The following is an 18,353-nucleotide window of genomic DNA, read 5'->3' as shown; positions in this document are numbered from 1 at the left end:
ATTTAGTACCCTGGATTTTGTCCCAGGTTTGGATTGATATCAATTTCGCGCAGGGGTATTGGCATGAGTACTTCGTGATTGGCAACCGTAAACTTCAGACCATTGTCCTGGAAGTACTTGTTCATCACCGTCTGGAGGCGTCCGGTACGGACCAGATCAAACCAGCGGTGTCCTTCGAGGAAGAACTCCACTTTTCTTTCCTGCTCCAGTGCCAGCCGTATTTCAGATTGGGGCAGGCCCGACAGGGGCTGAAGTCCGGCACGGTTCCTGACCATGTTCAGGTAGGTAAGGGCTTCGTCCGTACTACCGGTCTCATTAAGTGCTTCTGCGTACATCAGCAGTACATCGGCATAACGCAGAGCGGTAAAATTTACACCGCCATCCCCTCCGATCCCCGTCGTAAAATCTACAAACTTCAGCCCGTACAGCTCTTTTTCATACTTCCCGGTCATTAGCCGTACGGAGTCGCCAATGGAAGCCGTTCTTCTCAGGTCTCCTGATTCGTAAGCATTGGCCATCTGACGGGTAGGTAGTATACGTCCTGATCCCTGCATATTTCCGGGAAATATTGCCATATCAAAACGGGCAGGAGTGAAAATGCTTGAAAAAGAATTCCCCTCGGCTACATTACCAGCCAGGTACTTGATTTCAAAAATAGACTCCTGCAGTTCGTCGTTGCCGGTACTGAACAAGCTTTTGTAATTCGGGTTCAGTGAGTAGGTTTTCTGATCAATTACCTCCTTAAGCACGCTTTTCGCCTGATCATACTGCTTTGTGGTGAGGTAGACTTTGCCAAGCAGGGTTCTGGCCGCTCCGGCTGAGGCTTGTGATTTGCTGGCCAGTTGCATTCCATTCAGGAGACTAGCTGCTTCGGTCAGGTCTTTGACTATAAGAGCATATACTTCACTGGCCGGTTTACGGGTCATGTCAAAGTTCATGATTTCATTCGGACTTCTGAATGCCACCTCCACGATGGGCACATTGCCAAACAACCGAACCAGATAGAAGTAACTGTATGCTCTTAAAAATAGGGCTTCACCCCGAAATTGGTTTTTCTGCGCCTCAGTCAAAGCTACCGCGTCCAGACGAGACAGAATGTTATTACTGCGGGCAATGGTGGCGAAGCAGGTAGTCCATACGGTATTTAGAAAGCTATTGGCCGGAGTTGGATTCATTTCATCCAGTTCGGTCTCGGCCACCGTGGGGGAAGTCCACCTTATCTCTGCATTGTCAGTGGTCAGGTCCCCCAGATAAACGATAGAAGCGTCGTGTAGCCCTTGCAGACCGGCATAGGTTCCGGTCAGAGCTGTCTCGAAGTCCTTGGCATTCTTATAGAACGAGAGTTCGTTGATCTGGTACTCGGGTTGAAGGGTAAGGAAGTCCGAGCAGGATACTAACGAGGCACCCATGCATATATAGATGATATATTTCTTCATTGCAGTAGGGATTAGAAGGTTGTTTTGATACCCAACGTGTACGTACGGGGCAGCGGGTAGTTCAGGTAATCAATGCCTGCATTGACCACATTATCACCCGTAATGCTTGATTCGGGATCATACCCGGGATAATTGGTGAACGTATACAAATTGGCTACATTCACGTACACAGTCAGGTTATTGAGACTCAGTTTTGAGCTAAGTCCTTTTGGTAAGTTGTAGGACAACATGACATTCCGGATCCGGGTAAACGAATTCTCGAACAAGTAATGAGAAGAAGTACCAAAGCCCAGCGCGTGATTACTCCGGATAGACCGCGGCATAATGCCATCGCCCGGATCTGTCTCCGACCGCCATCTTCTATCCGTCAGAATCAGATTGTTCTGTACTCCGTTAGATCCCAATAGGGCCGCTCCTGCATCCAGGTAGGTATAGGCACCCTGAGAGCCAACAATGCTTACATTCAAGCTTAGATTGCCTAAGGTAAAGCCGTTATCGAAGCCCCAGGTGAAATCGGGCCAGGGGGAACCTACAATCTTCCGGTCGCTCTGGTTGATAACTCCATCTTTGTTGACATCTTCGAATTTTAGGTCACCGGCCTGGGTTCGTGGGTGCTGCAGAGCCGCACCGTCCAGTTCGGCACTATTCATAAATACCCCCAATTTGTTAATCAGGTAGAAGCTGGAAATAGGCGATCCTACTTCGGTGATCTGATAGGCAGAGTTAGCGATACGTCCTCCCTCGGTAGCCAGCTTAAGTACCTTATTCCGGTTATGACTGAACGTAAAGTTAGAATTCCAGGTAAAGCTTTTTGTCTGCACATTTAATGATTGGATGCCCAGTTCAAAGCCTTTGTTCTCAATATCGCCAATGTTTTGGGTGGAGCTGTTGAAACCGGAGGCCGCTGGTAGCTGTACCGCCAGCAACAGGTCGGTCTTCAGGTCGCGGTAGACATCGGCGGTCACGGAAATACGATCTTTAAACAGGCCCAGGTCAAGCCCTAAGTTCGTTTGTTTCGATTTTTCCCAGGTAAGGAAATCATTTGACAAGGTACTGGGTACCAATCCGGGATTAAGGGCGTTGTTTTTAATATAGCGCGTCGTGCTTAACAGACCGATGTGGGTGTAGTCACCAATTTGATTATTTCCCGAAATACCGTAGCTGGCCCTGAGCTTTAGGTTGCTTATGTACCGGGCATCCTTCATGAAATCTTCTTCGGCTATGTTATAACCTACCGAAAACGAAGGGAAAGTGCCCCACCGGTTATTGGAGCCAAATCGTGAGCTACCGTCCTGTCTTACAGTTGCAGTAAGCAGGTATTTTCCGCCGTAGGAGTAGTTGACGCGAGCCATGGTAGATAGGAGCGCCCACTCGTTTACGATCTGTGTTCCCGCATTTACAATACCGGCTGAAATGAAGGGTACGTATTCGGTAGGGAAGTCCGAGGCGCCCACTGATACCCGGTCAAAACGATTTTTCTGGGCCGTGAATCCAACCAAGCCATTTACAAAGTGCTTATTATCAAATACCTTATTGTAGCTGATGGTGTTTTCGTTTAGCCAGTTCAGCGTTTCGGCTTTGGAAGTACCTGCCGAGGCGGGAAAATTCAGGGTAGTAAAGTTAGGTACCGCAGAGGAGCGCCACAGCCGGGTGTTGTTGGAGCTGAAGTTTACCCCGATGGAACTGCGGAAAGTGAGGTCGTTGGTCAGGTTGATCTCTATAAAATTATTCGTCACCACATCCATGATATTACGGCGGTCCTCGGAGCCTTCACTCACGGCGAGAACGTTAGCCAGAAAACCTAAACCATCGGTCACGTCAGCCTGATTGAAATAGTAGCTTCCATCCGGGTTATAGACCGGAATGGTAGGTGAAGCCGCCAGGACGTTGCTCAGAAGTCCACCCTGACCGTAGTGTGACTCGGTATTGGCAAACCGTCCGAAGCCGTACGAGCCAAAGGTCGAAGTACCTATTTTGATCCGGTTTGTTACCTGGGCATCTACATTGACCCGCAGGTTAAACCGGTTATAATCGGAGTTGATAATGATACCTTCCTGTGAGAAGTACCCCCCGGAAATAAAGTACCTGAGTTTTTCCGTACCCCCCGTCGAGGATACCTGCAGGTTTCGTACAGGAGCCGTTCTGAACAGCACATCCTGCCAGTCGGTATCGGTCGTGAGGGACTCGGGATTCCTAAATTCGGGGCGTACCCGTGTAGCCGCCGATCTGACCTCGTTGGGATCCGTTAACTTTCCGCCGGCATACACCCAGGCATTGTCACGGCCATCGGCGACATACTCAGCGTACTGTCTGGCATTCAGCATTTTCAACTTATTGGCTACTTCCTGGAACCCGTAGGAGGCATCTACACTAATTTGCGATTTACCGTATGCGCCCCGTTTGGTCGTAATAATCACTACACCATTAGCCCCTCGTGAGCCATAAATGGCCGTGGCTGAAGCATCTTTCAGAATTTCTATGGACTCAATATCCGATGGATTGATAGAAGCCAGCGGATTGACCCGGTTTCCGGTATTGCTGGCCATACCAGCCGACGAGAAACTATTGGCCCCGTAACTCCGCATATCGGAACCTCCGCCCCCTGATCCCATGGCAAAGCCATCAATAACATAAAGCGGCTGGTTCCCTCCGGTAATGGAGCTCACGCCCCGGATCAGGATATTCACGTTTCCGCCGGGTGCTCCGGTGGTTTGCGTAATCTGTACGCCTGGAGCTTTGCCCTGAAGCATCTGGTCAAAGCTGGCGGCAGAAGGCTGGATCATCTGCTCACCGGAAATTTTGGCGATCGAGCCGGTCAGGTCTTTCCGGCGTTGCGTTCCGTACCCGACTACCACTACATCACTGAGCTGCTGCATATCTGCCTGCAGGGTTACATTGTAGGTACTACGGTTGTCTACAGGTACTTCGGCAAAGGTATAGCCAATAAAACTTACTACCAGCGTAGCTCCCGGCGAGGCGCTCAGCTGAAAGTTGCCTTCGGCATCCGTGGTAGTACCGCTGTTGGTTCCTTTCTCGGTAATGGTAGCTCCCACCAGCGGGGTACCATCTTCGGCGGCAGTAACTTTTCCCTGGATCAGTCGCTTGCCAGCGGTTTGGGCGCAGAGCTCATCAGGTGAGGCTGCCATGCTCAGGACAAAGCCTAAGAGCAATAGCACCAAACGATGTTTGAAAATGTGTATCATGGTCAAAAGGTTTGGATGTAGGAATAGACTGTGGTAGGAATGGGCCAGGACCAGGTACTATTGATCAATGATGACTGACTCAATGTTGAGGTAGTTGGCTATCTTCTGAATCGTCCGGGCGTGGTGGCCGGTACCCAGCGCAAAGTGGTGGGTGGGGCCTTCCATCATCCAGCGCTTCAGGAAAGTCCTCACGTCCGGCTTGAAGAAACCGCGGGTGTTGGTATTCCCGGTGGGAGGTATGGGTCCTTTGATGGATTCTCCTTCGGCAATCACAAACTTGAATTTGCCCTCGTAGGTGGAGCTGATGCTGAGCATGGTTATGGGCCCCTCTTTGATCTGGAATTCTACGCCTGCCCCGAAGCCGGGCTTGCCGTGGTACTTTTTCAGACTACGCAGCACCGGACGTCCTTCGGCAATGGCAATGTTGTGCGGACCATCATGTCCTACCAGGACGAAGTCTTCCCTGAAGTCAACAGGATGAAATTCCGCGAAGCTTCCGCCAATACCCAGGCGCTCCATGATAAGCATGGCAATGCAGGTCTTCAAGTCTGACTCCCCGCACATAGGAAAACCGGCACCGGTTAACAGTGAGTTGCCTACGATCAGATTGGACATGACCAGCCGGGTATCGCTGTTATCCTCCCCGTCGTAGTAGTAGGCCAGCGCGTCCAGTTTTTTTTCTTCTACAAATTTTTCAAGCGCTACCATTACCTGGGCGGCAACGTGCAGATCCGATTCTTTCAGTTTTTCGGATATCGGATCGGATACCGGGTCCGGAGTATCAAAGAAATCCAGGATTCGCTCCTTGACGGGTTCAATCTCCGCCTCGGTAGCGGCTCGGAACTTGGTAACTATCTCGTGGGCCTCGCACTGCACGATGTGCGGACTGAAATGGGCCGTGAGCATGGTAGAATCAGAATGCATATCCAGCATGGCCTCGATCGGGTGACCAATATGACCAATGCGGGCTGTTTTCAGATCGTGCAGTACAGCGGCAATCCGACAAAATTCCTGAATTTCCGCCTCAGCTGCGGCGTCGTCGTGTAGGGTACCGATGATCATTTCAGGCACTTTCTTGCCCATCCGGACGGCTACCCCGGCAAATTCAGGTAAGGAGCAGATGTCGTCGTTGTAGAGTTGTAAGTAGGTGGAAGCCTTTGCGTAGTCTAGTGCCTTATCCGGTTGCAGGGCTACCAGTACAATGGGTGTGTCAATGCTTTTGATGATAATTCCGAATGTACTGGAGGTGGCATAGGTAAGCATGTCACAGAAGATAAGGTCCAGATTGGCTCCCTTCAGCTTAGGTACCAGCTCGTATGCCTTGGTCGCATCATCTACCAGACCGAAGTCTACTACTTCCACATCACTACCTGCCCGTATTTTATCCAGAAAGACTTCCTGCTTCTGGAGGAGCTGATCCAGCAGACCATCAAATTGTGCCCAGTACTTAAAGTACCCTACCCCAAAAACCCCTATTCTGGCTTTGTTGCGCTGGCGGTGCTGGATTGTGATCTTATTCTCCTCAGGGAGTACCTGTGCTTCTGTATTGTTATTCATATTTCTTAAAGTTATGTGCGGTTAGTGCACTAAGTTATTTTGGACAAATTTTTTTAGGAAGAAGTGAAGCGCATGTACTTAGGCATTGACAGGCTCTGATGACCGGAATGCCTGTTCATACAGCGGTTTTATTTTGGGAATAAAGAGTATAAATACGATAAAGGCCAGTGGGTACATAAGGCCCGAGGCTATCCAAAGCGGACGGTACGAGTAGTTCTGAATAATAAGTCCCATGAGTGGATTAAGGATAAGCCCCGATACAGCTCCGGCGGTACCACTAAGACCCACCACCGTGGAGGTAGCGCCTTCTCCGAAGAGATCAGAAATAGAGGTGATGTAGTTGGTGATCCAAAACCCATGGGCAAACATGAATACTGACATTAGGGCTATGGCTACCTCTACAGAAGCGACCCATTCGATCATGGGAGCTACCAGCGTAAGGGCGGCGGCTAATCCCATAATGGTTTTACGGGCTTTGTTGATGGATACCCTCCTTTTGACAAGCTTATCCGAAAGCCAGCCTCCCAGTATATTGGCAACCCCCAATGCCATGAAGGGTATCCAGAATAGGCTGCCAATTCTTTCAAAAGATACGTTGCGGACTTCACTCAGGTACTTGGGGATCCAGAACATCAGGAAGTAAAACACCGGATCCAGCAGAAAGCGAATAATGATTAGGATCCATACCTCCCGGTTCTTGAATAGTTGCAGTAGAGGTGTGGCTGGTTTCTTTGCTTCTGCGGGTTCGGTAGCTGCTGACTTTACATTCCGGGCTACTTTTTTCCACGGAATAAGTAGCCATACTACCACCCAGATCAATCCGACCAAACCAGGTAGTATAAATCCACCCCGCCAGCCGTAAAAGTCGGCGATCCATATCGTCAGTGGCGGTGCGATCACCGCTCCTATGGCCGAGCCACCAATCGCAATGCCATTAGCCAGCGCCCGCTCTTTTTTGTCAAACCATTCGTATACGGTTTTAGCGGCTCCCGGAAAGCAGCCTCCTTCACCCATACCCAGCAAAAACCGAAAAGCCAGCAGTTGTGAAACGTTAGTCATAAATCCGTGGAGACAGTTGGCAATTGACCATACACCAACCGAAAGAGCTAATCCTGTTTTACCCCCAATCTTATCGATAAGCCTACCTCCCAACGTAAACATGAGTGCGTAGCTGATCAGGAAACTGGTATTGATCATTCCGTATTCGACATCTGAGATAGAGAACTCTTTCTGGATCTTTATGATCGCTATCGATAACACCTGCCGGTCCAGAAAACTCAGACCAGTAGCTACAAACAGGAGGGAAACTATGAACCAGCGGGTAGACGAAGTTTTCATATAGCTTAACGCACTAAGTAAGATGTAACAAAGCTATAAGTTAGTTCTATAAAAGTCAATAGAGTAGCATTAAATTTTCAAAAAGTTGAAATAAACTTATTTGGGAGCGTTAAAGAGTACTTTCATGTCCTCAGCGGGGAGACATGGAGAAGATGACCGGGAAGACAGGGTCCGGAAAAATGGGTAGAGGAAGCTGATCAACAGGTTTGCATCAACCTATACATGAAACAGGTCGGGAGCCTGTCGGATCTTAGATATGACAGGCTCCCTAATGCTTATAGTGAGGTAGTAGTCAACTAGCTTTCATTCCGTTGCTTATACTGTTCCCCCAGTTGTCTTTTAAGTTCTTCGTTTTCGAGAATGTACCGGTTGAGCTGACCTTTCAGGTAGGCATTTTCTGAAAGCAGGGCCGATATCATTTTATCAGTTTCGTCGTAGGGGATGGCTTCTTCCGAGTGTTTGGCCTGGTTGGCATACCCCCGGCAGGTGGATGAGCAGTACTTAGCCGTAGAGCGGCTGGCAAAATACAAGGTACCGCACCATAGACAGTTTTTTTCGAATACCTTGGCATTGTACTTGAATTCAGAGCGGTCTAGTTTGGGCATAGCTGTGTATAAATTGATAATGGTAAATATAGGAACTACATTTAAGAAATCAAAATTATAACGCGCTCATCACGTTAATATATTGAGTCGTTACATACTTCTATGTATTACTATATATATAGATATATCTACTTCTGCACACACATGCGCAAAAATAGATATAGATTGTAAAGCAAGTATTAATAAAAAAATGGATCGGAACAATTAGGGAAAGTATGAAAGGGCTAACTAATAAGCCCATCCCCTACCCTACGAACACGTATGAAGAAAAAGATGTGAATGTAAGATGTACGTTAAACTTTTAGTGAGATAAGGCTACGATACCATAAAGATTCGGATCAAAGCTACCGCCGTCATCAGGAGCCAGATAGAATTGAGCACCCAACTGGCGTGCGCTTTTTTATATACGGCATAGACAATAAGGAAGCAGCAGCCCAACATATTCATCACCAGGTATTCCAGCGACTGGCTGCTTATAATATTCAGGCTGTTGAGGCTGTAAGCCGACAGCGAAAATACCGCTCCCGCCCAGCCAACCGATTCTACCAAATATCTTCTTAGTAGTATTGAGAACATGGTTTAATTACTTTTTTGCAAAAAAAGAGTGAAAATACGGCCTATAAAATGCTATTTTGAGATTAACTAATGCATAAAACAGATCACAGGATGGAGTTGCAGCAGATACGGAACTTCCTGACGCTGGCCCAGGAGCTACACTTCTGGAATACAGCCGAGAAGGTGTATATTACCCAGTCGGCCCTGAGCAGGCAGATCAAAGCCCTGGAAGAAGAGCTGGGTGTAACGCTTTTTGAACGGAATAAACGTAGGGTAAAGCTAACGGAAGCCGGAGCATTCCTCCGGGACAAGTGGCTCCCCATGATGGATGAGATCAGCCGCATCCATCGCCAGGCCCAGCGGATCCATGAGGGTGCCTACGGTACTATTAGTATCGGGTACCCGGGTTCGGTTACGTACGGGTTCCTGCAGGAGCTCATCGCCAGCATCGATCAGCTATTTCCTGACCTGAAAGTAGAGCTGTTTGAGCCGACGGACATCAGCTTTGAGCAGTTGCTGCTAAACTACCAGATGGACATTGCCTTCCGGCGCGATCCGGCCGTCAATCCGGCTCTGCAGTCGATATGGCTCTACTCGGAGCACTTCGCCCTGATCGTGCCCAAGAGTCACCCCCTGACCCAGGAAAACTTTACGGGCCTGCAGGATGTGAAAGATGAAAAATTCATTACTTCCGGCCTGCATCACAACACCTTCTACGTATCCAACCTGCGGCAGATCTTTGACCACTACGGTGTAAATCCGAATATTCACATTGAATCTGATTTTGGCGGGGTTATCCTGAGTCTGATTTCCCGGGGACTGGGTGTTTCCATTTTGCCCAGCTCCTACTCTTTCAGCGCCCCTCCCAACGTACGGTTTATTACCCTCCCCTTCCAGGTTGATCTGCATGTCATCTGGCGCCGGGAAGACAATCGGCCTGTACTACATAATGTCCTCAGGGAAGTACAGCAAGTGGCCGGCAAATTCAAGACTACCTGATAAAAGTAGATACTCAACCCTACGGGCTCCTTACCTTTACCGAAACATCAAAGCGTTACTAGTACATGATACACCATAAAAAAATAAAAGTAGGGGTAGTGCAGGCTACACCGGCCCTATTTGACCTGGAGCGGTCGGTCGAAATTGTATGCAGGTGGATTGAGCGGGGCGCAGAGAGCGGCTGCGAACTACTGCTATTTCCCGAGTCATTCATTCCCTGCTACCCCCGGGCATTGGACTTTGATGCTGTGGTCGGAAAGCGAACGGAAAAAGGAAGGAACCAGTGGCTTGACTACTGGTCCAATAGCCTGGAAGTACCGTCGGCATATAGTCAGCGTATCAGTGAAGCCATCCGAAGAGCCGGATTGATGGTAGGCCTGGGAATAACCGAAAAAGAAAAGGTGGGTGGTACGCTGTACTGTACCCTGCTCTACTTTGGGAAGGATGGATCCCTGCTGGGCAAGCATCGAAAACTAAAACCTACCGGTCTGGAGCGCTACATCTGGGGGGAGAGCGACGGCAGTACTCTCACTACCCTGGATACTCCCCTGGGTAGAATCGGTGGCCTGATCTGCTGGGAAAATTACATGCCGCTGGCCCGCCTGTCCATGTATACCAAAGGAGTGGAGATCTACCTGGCTCCAACGGCTGATGCCCGCCCCTCCTGGCAATCTACCATGCAGCATATCGCTCTGGAAGGGCGCTGCTTCGTACTGGCCAGCAACCAGTTTGTAAGGCGTACGGACTATCCCGAAAGATACCAGGCGGAACTGGCCGGGGAGCCCGATATCATGAGTCCGGGTGGTAGCGTTATTATTTCACCCATGGGTGAGGTACTGGCGGGCCCGCTCTGGAATGAAGAGGGACTCCTGACTGCTGAACTTGATTTTTCGGTACTGGCTAAAAGTAAGCTGGACTTTGACTGCGTCGGACATTACGCCCGACCCGATGTATTTGAATATAGTGTGAATAAGCAGCCTCCTTCGATAAGGACCTATTGAATCTGATGGATACATTTTAGAAATTTATTATTCCTAAATAAACTAAATTTCAGACACTTACGTTAATTTAGTCAACTCCCTCATCCGGAAGTGTACAGCCGTAAAAAATTGAATAGGCAGGAAGTCTTACCAACTCGCTGAGCAAATAGGCTCTTAGCCTGTCAAGCAAGAAACCGCAGAGCAACACTCTGTGGTTTTTTTGTGCCCATACCACCAACAGTTCCTTTCATCATAGACTTTCTCCTGTTGCTATAAGTATACTACACAGCAGTTTAGCGAGTACCTACACTACCTAGAAAAATTAATTTATAACCTCCTTACCCACAGTAATTTACAAAGCACAATAACCAGATTATCCTGAATTATAGGACAGGAATAACTGTTTATTATATAGCGCCGACAGACACAAATTAGAGTATCTGACGGAACAGCCAATCTGCACAACTTAAAAACCAATCAATGGAAATCGTTCAGGAGAAAGTACCCAGCCGGGTAGACCAGCGTTCTGCCAGACTATGGATGCCTAAGCAAGTGTTATTTACACCGGCAGCTCTGGATGAGCCGTGGGGACAGCATATATACGAGAGAGTGGAGTCGCTGGGACTTCCTATCCAGGTACTGAAACACAACCGGCTCGTAGGACTCAGGGGCGAAGACGAACGGGAAACGTACCGAAATGCCAAGAATACTCTGGCGGTCGTAACGGCACCGGCCAGTGCGTTCAAGCTCCAGCCCATTCCTCCATCGGCAGATTTCCAGTTTCACCTGGCGGAGGGTTGTCCTGCCCACTGTCAGTACTGTTATCTGGCGGGTAGCCTGCAGGGACCACCAGTGATCAGAGCTTTTGCCAACCTGCCAGCTATACTTCACAACCTGCCCACCTATAAGAACAATGGTAAGACTACTACCTACGAAGCCAGCTGCTACACCGACCCGCTGGGCATTGAGCACCTGACAGGAAGCCTGGCCGAAACCATACGCTTCTTTGGCGAGCAGGAAGGGATGCACCTGCGCTGGGTATCCAAGTATGATCAGGTGGATGAGTTGCTTCAGCTCCCTCACCAGAGCCATACACAGCCACGGATTAGTATCAACGCCGAGTTTATAGCCCGACGAATGGAAGGGGGTACTGCCTCCATCCAGGCCAGGCTAGAGGCCATTCGTAAGTTGGCTCTGCCAAAGGCCCAGGGCGGAGGAGGTTATAAGGTGGGTCTGGTAATAGCCCCCATCATGCCCATCCCGGATTGGGAGGAGCAGTATACTGACTTGCTCGACCGTCTGGAGCAGGCGCTGGACTTCCCCTGCGATATTACGTTTGAGCTGATCAGCCACCGTTTTACCCCTGGCTCAAAGGCGCTCCTGCAGGAGTGGTACCCCAATACCCTAATTGACTTCGACGAAAGCAACCGCTCAGCCAAGTATACCAAGTTTGGTGGTAAGAAGTACGTGTACACGCCTGCTACCATGAGTCTGCTGCGAAGCTTTTTTCAGAGTGAGCTGAAGAGGCGCTTTCCCGATGCTCCCATTCTGTACTGGACGTAAGGTTAAGGCTCTATCTACCACTTTTACATCCAGTTACATGATCCAGATCAGGCTCCCCGGGTACACATGGGGAGCCTGACTCATTCATAGCCAGACCAGACAGGAACAAAAATGGCCGGAACGGGCTTTTCTACACAACAAACAGATCTTTTTTATCTGAAAACTTTTGATCATGTCAGGTACATTATTTTCTCCGTTAACCATAAGAAGCATAGAGTTCAAAAACCGCATTGGAGTTTCGCCAATGTGCATGTACAGTAGTACAGATGGCTTTGCCACCGACTGGCATCTGGTACACCTGGGCAGCAGGGCCGTAGGCGGTGCCGGCCTGGTACTGACCGAGGCTACCGCCGTGAGTCCTGAGGGTAGAATTACCCCCGGCGACTTAGGCATCTGGAAGGACGAACACATTGAGGTTCTGCGGCGGATAACTACGTTCATCCACGCGCAGGGTTCAGTGGCAGGCATCCAGCTGGCTCACGCGGGTCGTAAGGCCAGTCATCAGCGGCCCTGGGAAGGCGGTCAGGCTCTCCCACCCGATCATCCCGAGGCCTGGCAAACCGTAGCCCCCAGCGCGGTACCCTTCACCGAATTGACCCCCGCTCCCCTGGCACTGGACGAAGCTGGTATTCGTAAAATACGGCAGGATTTTCAGGATGCGGCTGTACGGGCCTTACGGGCAGGCTTCAAAGTAGTGGAGATCCATGCCGCCCATGGCTACCTGCTGCACGAGTTCTTGTCTCCCCTGAGCAACCATCGCAACGACCAGTACGGCGGAAGCTTCGAAAACCGCATCCGGCTGGTTCAGGAAGTAGCCGAAGACATCCGTAAGGTGTGGCCGGAGGAGCTTCCTCTTTTTATACGCATCTCTGCCTCCGACTGGACCGAAGGCGGCTGGACCGCTGATGACTCGGTGGCACTGATCAAAGAGCTGAAACCCTATGGGGTGGACCTGGTGGATTGCTCCTCGGGAGGAAACGTTGCAAAGGTAAGAATACCCGTAGGCCCCAACTATCAGGTACCCTTCGCGGAACAGGTTAAAAAAGAAGCGGATATCAGGACCGCAGCCGTGGGTATGATCACCGAAACCGCGCAGGCCGAAGAGATCATAGCCGATGGAAAGGCCGATATGGTATTCCTGGCCCGGGAGTTTTTGCGGGATCCCTATTTCCCCCTGCATGCGGCTCAGGAGGTAGGCGTAGATATAAAGTGGCCGGTACAGTACGAAAGGGCGAAGAATTAACCGAAAATTACAATTTGTGATAGTTAGGACCGCCCAAACTTCCGGTTATTTTTTAATGATTTTTGAATAGAGATGTAAATATTACAAAAATCAAAAAAATAGCTCTCGTATAGTTGCATTGCATACTATTGACGTATAGATTTACGGCTCAATTAAATGGTGTGGATATATGTCGGACAGCCTATGGATACTTATCTATAGGTTGTTTTTGTTATATTTATTCCTGTACGATTTTAGCTCAATAGCTCCTACCCTACTTCTGGCAGGACTAACTCTTCGAAAATCATAATAATAAGTAAAGTCTAAGGGATTATTTCTCAGCAGAGATTACTTCCGTGATAGCATAAAGAAGTGGCGGTCTCTACCTGAGCCACCACTTCATATAACTAAATTTATACTATACTACTAGTTGCTCTGAAAGAACTTCACAGTACCATCTCCTTCATTGCTGGTAATGAGCAGACTTTTGCCGGATGGACTCTTGTCTGCTGCTACAAACAGTACCCCTTCCGGAGCATCTCCCGTTTTGATGAGCTTGAGGAATACAGGAGCCACCGGATTGCTTACATCATATACCGCAATGGCATCTGCCCGCTCGAGGGCTACGAAAGCCACGGGCTTGCCATTCATCATGCCTACGGTTACGCCCTCGGGTTCTACGCCTTTATCATCTGAGCGATCATCATCGTACAGACCGGCCTTAATCACCTCCTGCTCCAGGCTGGTACCTGATTCGTATACCAGCTGCCCCGTTGCCGCATTCAGGATGCTAAACCCACGTCCGCCAAATCCATACAGTACATCGTAGTCTCCATCATTATCAATATCACCCATGGTCTTAGTGACGCGCAGACGGCCCAGGTTTTCGGGACGCTTCAGCGTAGTGGCATCCGCAAAAGCCGTAGCATCCAGATTAAGTGTACCTACCCGCGCCTGCTCATCAAACGTAGAGTACTCCCGGGCATCTCCCTCATTGGCAGTGATCAGGTACTGAGTACCATTCACCGTAAAGTACGAAATAGCATCCGGCAGGTACAGCGACTTAATGGGTACGGTTCGTAGTTCTACCTTACTGTCTCTATCACTTGGATCAATAGCATTGATAGGCTGACTATAATCCTTGGTGCCCAGCGGGTGTAGCTTCAGGATCGTACCGTTCACCAGATCCACTTCGGCAATACCGTTATTCTCCTGCAGGGTAACGTAGGCTTTTTTGGAATCATCGGAGATAGCTACGTACTCGGGTTCGATATCCTGCGCAAAGCTGGCGTTAGGGCCAAATACCCGGAAGCCGGCCTGAGCCAACTGGGGAAGCGAACCCGCAAAGGCATCGAAGTAAAGCGTTTTCACGCTGTAATTATCAGCTACATTGATAATAGAGATAGATCCCTTCGGATCTACGCTGTAGTCGCCGTTGGGTTCGCCTTCGTCGGCCGTTACGATAAAGTTTCCGTCGGGGCTAAACGTAACCATATCAGGCATAGCCCCTACAGGTACCTGCCTGATCGTGGCGAGGGTAGCAGTATTGATGATGATTACGCTACCGTTGGCCTGCTTGTTGGTGGCCTCCAGTGCTATGGCCAGTTTACCGCCTGACACAGCCACACTATTGGCCACTCCGCCCAGAGCTGATACATCAATAGGCTGTAATTTAGTAACAGCCGGAAAGGCAGACAGGTCCATCACCTCTACGAGTGCTTTTGATTCATTATTGACCGTGAAGAGCCGACGCGTAGCGGGATCGTAGGCAGATATCTCGGAAGCGCCGGTACCTCCCAGATCAATACTGGCTACTTCCTGAAAAGTGGTGGGATCCTCTGCAACAGGATCAAGCGGAGCATGGTCCGTACAGCCATACGTTACTACTGCTAAAAAAGCTAAACGGATAAGTAGCTTGTGTGAGATCATGTGATTATGAGTAGGTTGAATTGAAGCAGCCAAATTACTCACATCACGAAATGAGTAGGAGACTCTCTATCAACCTTAACGATTTCATAATCAGGAGGCACGATCTTTAACAATTTTATAAAGTAGTGGCAATATTGAGTTTCGGTTGTTTTAGATTTATAAGGGGATCTTTGCCCTTTTCCTCATCCTACCAATAGACCTCTTCGGAGTTATGTACAAGACAATTTTATTTCTGATTACACTTAGCACTTGCCTTTTCAGTGGACCAACCAGCCCCGCCCAAACCGGCTCCAGAAAGGCCCTGTTTATTATCGTGGACGGGATTTCGGCCGATGTAATTGAAAAAGTAAGTACCCCACACTTGGATGCTATTGCCCGGGAAGGAGGCTATACCCGTGCCTACGTGGGAGGCGGCAAGGGTACCTACTCCCAGACTCCGACCATCTCGGCGGTTGGCTATAACAGCCTGCTCACGGGTACCTGGGTCAACAAGCACAACGTGTGGGACAACCGGATCAAAGAACCCAACTACCACTACTGGACCCTGTTCCGGTTCATGGAGGAGCAGTACCCGGAGAAGAAAACAGCCGTATACTCCACCTGGCTTGACAATCGCACCAAACTCATCGGCGAGGGTCTGCCCCAGACCAACCACCTGCGTCTGGACTACGCATTTGATGGTTTCGAACTGGATACCATTCACTTTCCCCACGATAAAGACGCGCACTACATCCACCTGATTGATGAGAAAGTAGCCACCGAAGCGGCCCGCTTCATCCGGGAAGAGAGCCCCGACCTGTCGTGGGTGTACCTGGAATATACCGATGATATGGGGCACCGCTACGGCGATGGTGAACGTTTTGAAGAGTCTATCCGGATCATGGACCAGCAGATCGGGCGGATATGGCAGTCGGTCAGGTACCGGCAACAGCAGTTTGGAGAAGACTGGCAGGTATTTATCACCACCGACCACGGCCGTAGTGCCGATACCGGCAAAAACCACGGCGGCCAGTCGGACCGCGAACGCAGTACCTGGATCACCACCAATGCTACCGGGCTGAACAGCTACTTCCGGGGCACGACCGGAACGCAGGTACTACCCGCCATCGTGGATATAATGCCTACCCTGGTCCGACACCTGGATTTATCCATTCCCCGCGATCAGGCCCTTGAAATAGACGGTATACCCCTGACGGGAAAGCTGTCGTTGATCAACCCTACGGTACGTAAGGAGGAAGGGAAAATAACTACTACCTGGAAAGCTATTGAGAAGGAAGGTACCGTAAAAGTATGGCTGGCGACAACTAATGGGTTTGAAACAGGGGGCAGGGATACCTATACCCTGCTTACCGAAGTACCCGTAGCCCATGAGCAGGTTCAGGTAAATGTAGCAAAATTTGCGAAGGGCTTCTACAAGATCGTACTGGAAGGAAAACACAACACGGTCAACCGGTGGGTGGTGGAATAGTGGTTTTCTGCCTAAACTAATGCTGGTACCTGTCCAGATAGCAAATCTATTCAGGACAGGTACCAGCCCGACTCACAATACCTAACAACTACTTGATAAAACCATTTTCCTCAAGGTGCTGGAGTAGCTGCCCGGCTTCCGCGGGATTCTGCGTACCCAGTAGTACTTTTTTGCCATTCTTTAGCTCCAGCTGGATACCCTTGTTCCCCTTCATAAAGTAAGCCTTGCCCCTGCTGAACGAGTAGCGGATGCCCCAGCCGCCGTACTCCCTGAGGGGCTTAAACTCCCTTACGTACGCTTTTTCTACTTCGTCCCATTCGATGGTATGGGTTTTCGACAGCGGAGCAAATCTGTAGGATATTCCTTCGGTGTTCATCTGGGTTTCTAACTTGAAAATTCCAGCCCGGCTTTGTACTTCATGATATTCTGTTTGGGTAGCAGTATCCTGCGTGTCAGGCTCTGTGCTTTCCTTACCAGTATGGCCAAATGACAAAGTAGGCAGAAGTAGTCCAGTGATCAATATTGTCTTTTTCATAGCTTATGTAAATTATAGATGGGTTAAATAAAAGGTACTCTAAACTGTTAATCGTAGTTGTGTCTCTTTTCGGCCTTATAGATCAGGTAGGCATACACCATAGGTATGATAACGATGAGCATCAGCGCGGTAAAGAGCAGCGGTAAAGCAACTGTAGTGGGAAGAACAATAATTATCAAAATTGCCACGACTCCCGTCCAGAACCACAGCCTGCCGGCAAAAGCGTGGGTTTTTCTCCAGACTTTTTCATTCTCCAGGGTCCACGGCAGCCGGATACCTACTGTCCAGTTTGGTCGGACGGTACTCAGGTAGTTGCCGAAAATGATGAACAGCAGGAATACCCCTACCAGAATCCACTTCATCACATTGATCTCATAGCCGATGGATGAGGTGATAATGACCGAAGTGGTGTAGCCCAGAAAAACCATAATCGCCAGCCGCAGCTTGTACCAGGTCGAGCCAAATATGGCAAAGTTATCTCTTCTGGGGTCGAGCCTGGGCAGCAGTAGTAGCAATAGGTACAACCCAACATGGAGCAATGGCATGATCCAGGTAGGGCCATATTGATCTACCTCTCCCTGTATGGTATAATGGATAGGGAGCTGCTCGGGGAGTCGGTCCCATACCAGGATCATGTACAGGATGGGGATCAAAAGGGCGATCCAGATGATAGACTCTTTCTTTATAAATTCCTTCGTTGCCATAGTACTATTTTTTTAGCTGAATGATCCACTGGATGATCTCATCCATGACGGTTGTATTAATGGAGTAATTAATGAATTGCCCCTCTTTGACACTCACCACCAGATCTGCCTGGCGGAGCAGATCCAGATGATGCGAAATACTTGGTTTTGATATGTTGAAGGCATCCGCTATTTCCCCGGCGGTCATATCCTTCTCCCTTAACATCTCCAGTATCTTACGCCGCGTAGGATCATTCAGAGCCTTAAAAACTGCATTCAT

General features: G+C 49.4%; 15 protein-coding genes. 5 read left to right on the top strand and 10 right to left on the bottom strand.

What is annotated here, in order from left to right:
* Nucleotides 1-2 precede the first annotated feature (2 nt).
* The 6 genes from JTN23_RS15090 to JTN23_RS15065 all read right to left on the bottom strand — a co-directional run bounded on the left by JTN23_RS15090 (nt 3) and on the right by JTN23_RS15065 (nt 8,688).
* On the bottom strand, nt 3-1,436 hold the full coding sequence (locus tag JTN23_RS15090) for a RagB/SusD family nutrient uptake outer membrane protein (RefSeq protein ID WP_247235686.1): 1,434 nt from the start codon (nt 1,434-1,436) through the stop codon (nt 3-5).
* 11 nt (nt 1,437-1,447) lie between these two features.
* A complete protein-coding gene (locus JTN23_RS15085; RefSeq protein ID WP_247235685.1) occupies nt 1,448-4,639 on the bottom strand; it encodes a SusC/RagA family TonB-linked outer membrane protein in 3,192 nt (1,063 codons plus the stop codon).
* Nucleotides 4,640-4,696: 57 nt separating this feature from the next.
* Entirely contained in the window at nt 4,697-6,196 is a 1,500-nt protein-coding gene (locus JTN23_RS15080; protein WP_247235684.1) for an L-fucose/L-arabinose isomerase family protein, read from the bottom strand.
* Between the two features lie 78 nt (nt 6,197-6,274).
* Nucleotides 6,275-7,534: an MFS transporter gene (locus JTN23_RS15075; protein WP_247235683.1), complete on the bottom strand. Its 1,260-nt coding sequence runs from the start codon at nt 7,532-7,534 to the stop codon at nt 6,275-6,277.
* A gap of 296 nt (nt 7,535-7,830) precedes the next feature.
* Complete coding sequence (locus JTN23_RS15070; protein WP_247235682.1) at nt 7,831-8,139, bottom strand: hypothetical protein; 309 nt, start codon at nt 8,137-8,139, stop codon at nt 7,831-7,833.
* 315 nt (nt 8,140-8,454) lie between these two features.
* On the bottom strand, nt 8,455-8,688 hold the full coding sequence (locus JTN23_RS15065) for a CBU_0592 family membrane protein (protein WP_247235681.1): 234 nt from the start codon (nt 8,686-8,688) through the stop codon (nt 8,455-8,457).
* Nucleotides 8,689-8,784: 96 nt separating this feature from the next.
* On the opposite strand from JTN23_RS15065, the gene JTN23_RS15060 reads away from it, so the two are divergent.
* The 4 genes from JTN23_RS15060 to namA all read left to right on the top strand — a co-directional run bounded on the left by JTN23_RS15060 (nt 8,785) and on the right by namA (nt 13,479).
* Nucleotides 8,785-9,693 (top strand): LysR family transcriptional regulator, encoded by a 909-nt coding sequence (locus tag JTN23_RS15060; protein ID WP_247235680.1) that lies wholly within the window; start codon nt 8,785-8,787, stop codon nt 9,691-9,693.
* 65 nt (nt 9,694-9,758) lie between these two features.
* Entirely contained in the window at nt 9,759-10,694 is a 936-nt protein-coding gene (locus tag JTN23_RS15055; RefSeq protein WP_247235679.1) for a carbon-nitrogen hydrolase family protein, read from the top strand.
* A gap of 459 nt (nt 10,695-11,153) precedes the next feature.
* Nucleotides 11,154-12,236, top strand: a complete 1,083-nt coding sequence (locus JTN23_RS15050; protein WP_247235678.1) for a spore photoproduct lyase family protein — start codon at nt 11,154-11,156, stop codon at nt 12,234-12,236.
* Between the two features lie 172 nt (nt 12,237-12,408).
* The gene (namA, locus tag JTN23_RS15045) at nt 12,409-13,479 is read left to right on the top strand and encodes an NADPH dehydrogenase NamA (RefSeq protein ID WP_247235677.1); all 1,071 of its coding nucleotides are present in this window, start codon (nt 12,409-12,411) and stop codon (nt 13,477-13,479) included.
* A 405-nt stretch (nt 13,480-13,884) separates the two neighbouring features.
* Here namA and JTN23_RS15040 read toward each other — a convergent pair whose 3' ends face one another.
* Nucleotides 13,885-15,387 (bottom strand): choice-of-anchor I family protein, encoded by a 1,503-nt coding sequence (locus JTN23_RS15040; protein WP_247235676.1) that lies wholly within the window; start codon nt 15,385-15,387, stop codon nt 13,885-13,887.
* A gap of 211 nt (nt 15,388-15,598) precedes the next feature.
* On the opposite strand from JTN23_RS15040, the gene JTN23_RS15035 reads away from it, so the two are divergent.
* The gene (locus JTN23_RS15035) at nt 15,599-16,855 is read left to right on the top strand and encodes an alkaline phosphatase family protein (RefSeq protein WP_247235675.1); all 1,257 of its coding nucleotides are present in this window, start codon (nt 15,599-15,601) and stop codon (nt 16,853-16,855) included.
* A gap of 88 nt (nt 16,856-16,943) precedes the next feature.
* On the opposite strand, the gene JTN23_RS15030 is transcribed toward JTN23_RS15035, so the two are convergent.
* From JTN23_RS15030 to JTN23_RS15020, 3 genes are read right to left on the bottom strand one after another with little or no spacing between them, the layout of a single operon-like run.
* Nucleotides 16,944-17,390, bottom strand: coding sequence for a hypothetical protein (locus JTN23_RS15030; RefSeq protein WP_247235674.1), 447 nt, complete (start codon nt 17,388-17,390; stop codon nt 16,944-16,946).
* Nucleotides 17,391-17,437: 47 nt separating this feature from the next.
* Complete coding sequence (locus JTN23_RS15025) at nt 17,438-18,094, bottom strand: SdpI family protein (protein ID WP_247235673.1); 657 nt, start codon at nt 18,092-18,094, stop codon at nt 17,438-17,440.
* Nucleotides 18,095-18,098: 4 nt separating this feature from the next.
* Complete coding sequence (locus JTN23_RS15020) at nt 18,099-18,353, bottom strand: autorepressor SdpR family transcription factor (RefSeq protein ID WP_247235672.1); 255 nt, start codon at nt 18,351-18,353, stop codon at nt 18,099-18,101.

It is taken from the genome of Telluribacter roseus (assembly GCF_017355915.2).
GTDB lineage: Bacteria > Bacteroidota > Bacteroidia > Cytophagales > Spirosomataceae > Telluribacter.
This window is presented reverse-complemented; position numbering and strand designations above follow the sequence as displayed.